The following is a 6,925-nucleotide window of genomic DNA, read 5'->3' as shown; positions in this document are numbered from 1 at the left end:
GAGTTAGCTTATTTTGAAGAACGTAGCACTGGTGGTTTAATGTCCGTCCTCAGTGACGATATTAACCAATTAGAGCGATTTTTGGATGTGGGAGCAAACGATATTATTCAGGTTGCCACAACTGTGGTCATCATTGGCGGTGCTTTCTTTATATTGGCTCCTAGTGTAGCGTGGATGGCTCTATCGCCGATGCCATTTATTCTGTGGGGTTCCTTTGCTTATCAACGTCTGCTTGCACCGCGCTATGCTGATGTGCGAGAAAAGGTAGGTTTTCTCAACTCGCGGTTGGCGAATAATATCGGCGGTATTACTACTATTAAAAGTTTTACGGCTGAAGTTTATGAAGCCTATCGTTTGGAAATAGATAGTGAAGCTTATCGTCGCAGTAATGCTAAAGCAATTGCCCTTTCTGCGGCTTTTGTTCCGTTAATTCGGATGCTGATTTTGGTAGGTTTTACAGCCTTACTATTATATGGCGGTATGGCGGCGGTTTCTGGAAAAATGTCTGTGGGCACTTACAGTGTATTGGTGTTTTTAATCCAGCGCTTGTTGTGGCCTTTAACTCGATTAGGAGACACTTTTGACCAATATCAACGGGCAATGGCTTCTACTAATCGAGTGATGAATTTATTAGATACTCCCATTGCTATCCATACAGGAAATACGCCGTTACCCGTGGATGAAGTGCGGGGTGAAGTGCAATTTAAAAATGTTTATTTTGCCTATAAAGATAGATTTCCGGTAATTAAAAATCTGTCTTTGGATGTTCCAGCCGGAAAAACCATTGCCATTGTGGGTTCTACTGGTTCTGGCAAAAGCACTTTAGTGAAACTATTGTTGCGGTTATACGAAATCCAAGCCGGAAGCATTACTGTTGATGGTATTGATTTGCAAACTTTGAATTTGCAAGATTTACGTCGCTGCATTGGGTTGGTGAGTCAAGATGTGTTTTTATTTCATGGCACTGTGGCAGAAAATATAGCTTATGGTAGCTTTAATGCCAACGAGCAAGAAATTATCACGGCGGCGAAGATAGCCGAGGCGCACGAATTTATTATTAACTTGCCTGAAGGTTATGAGACAATTGTCGGGGAAAGAGGACAAAAGTTATCTGGGGGACAACGACAAAGAATTGCCATTGCCCGCGCAGTGTTAAAAAATCCGCCGATTTTGATTTTAGATGAGGCCACCTCAGCAGTGGATAATGAAACAGAAGCGGCGATCCAGCGATCGCTAGAACGAATTACAGTAGATAGAACTACAATAGCGATCGCTCATCGTCTTTCCACCATCCGCAACGCTGATTGCATTTATGTCATGGAACATGGCAAATTAGTAGAATCCGGAACCCATGAAGAATTGCTAGAGCAAAACGGCATTTATTCCAGCCTTTGGCGCGTACAAAGTGGCTTGCGATAAATATCATCGACCTTTGGTCGAGGGAACAGGGAACAGGGAACAGGCAACAGTAAAGATTATTGGTGAAGTGCGGAAATTTTTGTTTTTTCTAATTACAAATTAATTATGATTTTTGGTAATCCTCAACCCCAAACAGCAGACAACAAATGGCGTCGCCAGTTAGATAAGTTTGTCAAAGCAAATCAACAAGAATTGGCAGCGCTGTTTTGGGGATTATGGTTAGCAAATGGTGATAGTCAAGGTACCATTGGCATTGATTTGCAACCTACACCGCATTTTGTTTATTGTCCCAAAGAACAAATAGAAAACTTAAATAATAAAGTTGAAAATCGACTGCAAGAAATTTTGGGAATTATCGACAATCATCAACCAGAAGTAGAAGTTGTAATGATTGGTATTGGTAAGGGTGAAATTAAGTTAATTCAGTTTGCACCAGAACCACCACCACCAATTTGTTTTGAGCAAGTTGGTAAAAATGTGGATGAATTATTGGAATTGTTAGAACAGCGAATGAGTGAAGAAAGTTTTTGAATACAGCGTATTTCAAATAAATGTAGAGACGTAGCATTGCTACGTCTCTACATCAGGTGGAATGACTAAACCACACTAGCAAYAAAAACAAAATCATTAGCAGTRAGGCTAGYGGAGGTAATTCCCACTAACAAAGCCAACTCTGTATTTGATGTTTTCACCAAAGTATCGTTACCCTGTTGCAACAGCGTTAAATTACTAAATTGAGTCACCCCAAYACCCCCAAGYCCKATTTTGTCTGTGCCAATTGTCAAGTCAGTGACGATGTTTTTAGCAATAGGTAAACTGGCATTAGCAATCCAAAACTGGTCAATACCAGTACCACCAGTTAGTTTATTACCACCAGCTTCNCCGGCAAACAGCACATCATCGCCATCGCCGCCAAACAAGGAGTCATTGACGCTGGAGAAGAGTTTGTCATCTCCAGAACCACCATACAGGCGGTTATTGCTACCATTACTTTTGAGGGTGTCGTTACCTGAACCGCCAAAGGATAATTGATGCGAACCTTCAATTACTGTGAGGGTGTCAGCACCAGCACCGCCAAATAGGTTATTGTTACCATTGGCTTCAATTACAGTAATTTGGTCATCACCATTGCCACCATCGGCGCTAGTATTGTCAGCAGCAGTATTTTGACCAATAAAGATACTATCATCACCGTCCCCTGCGGATACTGAAGAGTCACTGTTAACTAACACCGTATCTTCGCCGCTTCCAGTTTGGATTGTATTACCTTTAGTGCTTTCTACAAAGTCTGCACCATCACCTGTAAATAAGATTTCCTTGGACTTGAGGATGACATCATCACTACTTGTAGAACCAAAATCGACATCTAATGTATTTAGTCCAACAGTGCGATCGCCAAATCCGGCTGCTGTAAAGTACTGAGTATTGCCTACACTTTGGTAATTCAGAATTGTTGTTTCACCATTAGTAGCTGCTTGTGAAGTCAAAGTTCCTTGGGTGAACGCAACTGAATCAGGCCCTCCCACTAGTGCCTCTGTAATGACGCGACCTTTCAAATTACCGTTACTAGGAATATCCAAACCCAAAATCTGAGCAAGGGTCGGTGCTACGTCGGCATTACTGACAGGTGCATAATCTACATAACTTGATTTGAAGTCTGGGCCAATAGCCAACATGTTATTCAAGGTATCACCCCGACCAAAACTGCCATGCATCCCCTGTCCCTGTTGTAGGCTGGTGTCAGCAATTTCTACCTCAGTTTGAGGGTTGTTTGGGTTATTTGGGTCGGTGCTAAAGGTTTTGAAATTGATGACAATTGTGGGAGTGGGGGTTTGAGCATCACCTTTTAGTCCGATGGCACTTAGCGGTAAAGCACCTGGAATGTTTCCATAGGCATTATCTACGAAAATACCGCTAATATAGTCCTTTTGTGAGAGCAAATTTACTACCTGTTTTGCTAAGTCAGCATTACCCTTTGGCAAATAAATCAGATCCGAACCACCATTAGCAGCGACAACGATTTTTGTACCTGAGTCGAGTTTGCCATTAATTACTTGACCGCTACCGCCAATTACACCATTCCCGGCTGTGGGACGTTGACCTTGTGTTGCATCAACAACAGCATACTGAATGTTACTGATATCTAGAGGAGCGATTGTATTTTTATCAGGGTCGTATAGAGGTAGACCTAAATCGTGAGCCAAATCAATGGCAACAAATCCCGGTGGTAGAAACCCAGGATTGACGCCAGCATAGGTTTGAGTTGCGGCATAACTATTGGTTGTTGTGCCTTGATTATCAATAACTTGTTTGCTGATGGTGGAAAAACCGTGGTCAGAAGTAATGAAGACATCAGTAGTCTTGTCCAAACCCGTACTTTTGAGGTAATCAAGAAGCTGTTTTAAGTTATTGTCAGCATCCTTAACCCCAGCTTTGGAAGTATCACCATTGATGCCTGGTGTCAAACTGTTTAAGCTATCACCTTGATTGTGTTGAGTTCCATCAGGGTCTCTTGACCAGTAGACCAATACAAATGGTTTATCTTCTTCTTGAAACTTCGGGAGAACTGCCTTGGTGGTGGCATCGATAAAAAATTGTTGTTGGTCAACATTGGCAACTGTAGTTCCCGGAGTTGTGTTATTGCCAGAATTACCATTTGCTCCTCTACCTGGAGTTGTGGTAGGTAGTCCCGCTGCTTGTAAACGAGCTACGATATCAGGATCGAGTGGTACAGCTTGAGGCGAACCTGTTGTGGGATTAGCTGCTGCACCAGTGCGATCGTCAATGATTACAGTCTCTGGGATGGGAATACTTCCAGCCGTACCGCCTTCTCGATTCACTTGGGTGACATCTTGAATGGCAACTGGCCCTAGCTTCCCAATTGCTGCGGTGTTGAAACCTTGCTCCCGTGCGTAGGACAGTAGTGATTCTTCATCAAGAAAGTTATTGCCAGGAAATTTTTCGTCAATATCTCCCAGAACCGCATCATTTTCGATGAATGGCGTCACACTACCACTAGCATTGGGGGTAGGAAAACCAGTATAGATAGTGTTGCTAAAGTCACCTGTATCGCCGAGATAATGTCCAGTGGCGATCGCAGAAGCATTTGGTGTGGTAAAAGTCGGAAATAGCGAATGACTGTTGGTAAAATTAACTCCCTGCTGGCGGATGCTATATAAAGTCGGGGTATCAATGGGATTTACAGAACCATTACGCAATCCATCTGCAACAAAAATAATGACATTTCTGGCGCTGCTGTTTGTATCAGCCATATCCACTACTCCTTAAGTATTGCAAGCTACGAGCGATGCCTACGCTACGCAGCATTTATTTATCTGTAAGCTCAACTAATGCAAAAAGATTGCCTACAGAAACCTGAGTAGTATTGGGCGACAAAATGCTTAATGTCTACACAAATTAGTGCAGAAAATTTTAATCAATGCTTCACAAGATAGTTGTTCAATATTTAAGGAAAATTATGAACCAGTTAAGATTCAATATTGTTCGGTTAAGGCAACACATACGATAAATCCGTGTCTCTACGAAGGAATGATTTTTGTAGAGACGGCGATTTATAGCGTCTTTAGAATTGAGAATTTTAATCAAAAAACCTTAACTGAAGCGTATTGAGTTAAGATTAGGAATTCAAAATTCAAGACATTTAGTTATTAGCAATAAAGTTGCAAGTTTATTGCTCATTGCCATTATTATCTAGCGTTTCTTTTTCTAATTTCTGGTCTTTTGGTGTTTGACTCTCAGCCGATGAATTTTGCTTTTCTAATGTAGGTACTACCACAGCAGAAGGATCTGAGGTTGGGGGTCTGAAGTCTCGTGGTAGTGTTTCTGATGGTATTACCACAGAATTGGCAGGAGTTATGGGTTTAGGAGTAACAGGATTTTGATTAGAGGTGGGTGAGTTTTTATTCGGTGATGTTGGTGGTGAAGCATTACGAGATGAGCGAATTGCCCGTAATTTTTCCACTAGCGTCGGTGTGGGAGCAACGGAAGGTGAGGGGGGAGGTGCTGATTGTTGGGAATTATTGCGTTGTAATTCTGTTGTGGCACTGTTGCTAGAAGATTCTTCTTGAGAAGAAGGACGAATGCGCCGACGTTGCCGGAAATTGGAGGTGCGTGCAGATTCAGTTTTTGAGGTGGTGTTGGTTTCTGGAGACGTAGAGGAAGATGTATCGCTTGAATTCGGTACTTTGGCGGCTGGTTCTTGAGTCGGCTGTTGAAAAAGTGGTTTGGCGGTTGGCTGCGGCTGAGATTTGGGTAACATTTTAGTGATGGCAAATCCACTTGTGGCGGCAACTACAGCTATACCAATACCAAGAAATATTTTAGATGACTGCTGTTTTTGAAGGTGTGGAGTTTTCTGGGGCTTGGGTTTCTTGAGATTTTTGCCAATGAGAGTTTCCGCCTGCTGTGCAGATAAATTAATAGTCTGCACCGCCGAGGTGGGTAAAACTTGGGGTGTGATATTGACTCCACTCCCCGGTAGCAATTGCAGCCACTCGGCAACGGTGGCGGGACGAAAACGAGATTCTACAGCCATACCGCGCATTACTGCTTGGTTGACAGCTGCACTTAAATGTGGTTGTAGTTCGCGGGGGGATGCCATTTGCTCGCGATCGCGCAATAATGCTGGCATGGGAACTTGAGCTGTCAACAGGGCATACAAGGTTGCGGCTAAACCATAAACGTCTGTGGCGGGTGTGCGCGGTGCTTGGGTTAGGTACTGCTCAATGGGAGAATAACCCTCTGAAACCAAACCTGTGTGAGTCTGTCTAACTCCACCATTAAATTCCCTAGCAATGCCAAAATCAATCAACACCACTTCCTGGGTTCCTTGGCGCAGGATGATGTTGTCTGGTTTCACATCCCGGTGCAGCAAACCGTTATTGTGTACCACCTGCAAGGCCGCACCGATTTGCTGGATATAATGAATGGCTGTGGCTTCCGGTAAAGGTATTCCTGGTAACACAAATGCATCGCCCAAAGTTTCCCCAGGAATGTATTCCATCACCATGTAAGGCAACCCAGCTTCCACAAAAAAATCGCTGACTCGGACTATATTTGGATGGATGCAAGTAGCTAATCGTCTGGCTTCATCTTGGAATTGGCGCTCGAATTTGGCAAAATCAGGATGTTGTCGCAGCCGTTCATTGATGGTTTTCATCACCACCTCCTGACCCAAGTAGTGATGCTTAGCTTTGTACGTAATGCCAAAGCCTCCACGCCCTATTTCTTGGATTAGGGTATATTTTCCATCTTGTAAAATTGTGCCTGCTAACATAGAAAGTCCTGAGTCTTGAGTGAGCAGATAACTAGCTAGTCCTGATTTTTAAGATATTTCCCCAAATTTTCGCATATTTTTAGGATGACGCGGTTTTTGCCCGTCTATCTATGGGATGATTTCCTTTTGGGAATTCCCTTGGTGGGAAAAACCTCCCCAGCGATCGCAACAATTTTATCTTCTTCATAGGATAGCGCGATAGTCAAGAAA

4 protein-coding genes are annotated in these 6,925 nt (G+C 43.1%); 2 read left to right on the top strand and 2 right to left on the bottom strand.

What is annotated here, in order from left to right; translation table 11 throughout:
- Both VF06_RS16585 and ccmS read left to right on the top strand, forming a co-directional pair.
- On the top strand, positions 1-1,419 hold a 1,419-nt coding region (locus tag VF06_RS16585; protein ID WP_099084276.1), incomplete at its 5' end, for an ABC transporter ATP-binding protein.
- Positions 1,420-1,524: 105 nt separating this feature from the next.
- Positions 1,525-1,950 (top strand): beta-carboxysome assembly chaperone CcmS, encoded by a 426-nt coding sequence (gene ccmS, locus VF06_RS16580; protein WP_099071364.1) that lies wholly within the window; start codon positions 1,525-1,527, stop codon positions 1,948-1,950.
- Positions 1,951-2,015: 65 nt separating this feature from the next.
- On the opposite strand, the gene VF06_RS16575 is transcribed toward ccmS, so the two are convergent.
- Entirely contained in the window at positions 2,016-4,691 is a 2,676-nt protein-coding gene (locus tag VF06_RS16575) for an alkaline phosphatase family protein (RefSeq protein WP_099071365.1), read from the bottom strand.
- Between the two features lie 416 nt (positions 4,692-5,107).
- The gene (locus VF06_RS16570) at positions 5,108-6,715 is read right to left on the bottom strand and encodes a serine/threonine-protein kinase (RefSeq protein WP_099071366.1); all 1,608 of its coding nucleotides are present in this window, start codon (positions 6,713-6,715) and stop codon (positions 5,108-5,110) included.
- Between the last annotated feature and the right edge of the window lie 210 nt (positions 6,716-6,925).

Origin of the sequence: Nostoc linckia z4 (assembly GCF_002608075.1) — a bacterium.
Classification (GTDB): Bacteria; Cyanobacteriota; Cyanobacteriia; order Cyanobacteriales; family Nostocaceae; genus Nostoc; species Nostoc linckia.
The sequence above is the reverse complement of the archived record's forward strand: the minus strand, read 5'-3'. Positions and strand labels throughout refer to the sequence as shown.

Coding starts and splice junctions, on each gene's coding strand:
- ccmS (WP_099071364.1), top strand. CDS start 1,525: ATGATTTTTGGTAATCCTCAACCCCAAACAGCAGACAACAAATGGCGT.
- VF06_RS16570 (WP_099071366.1), bottom strand. CDS start 6,715: ATGTTAGCAGGCACAATTTTACAAGATGGAAAATATACCCTAATCCAA.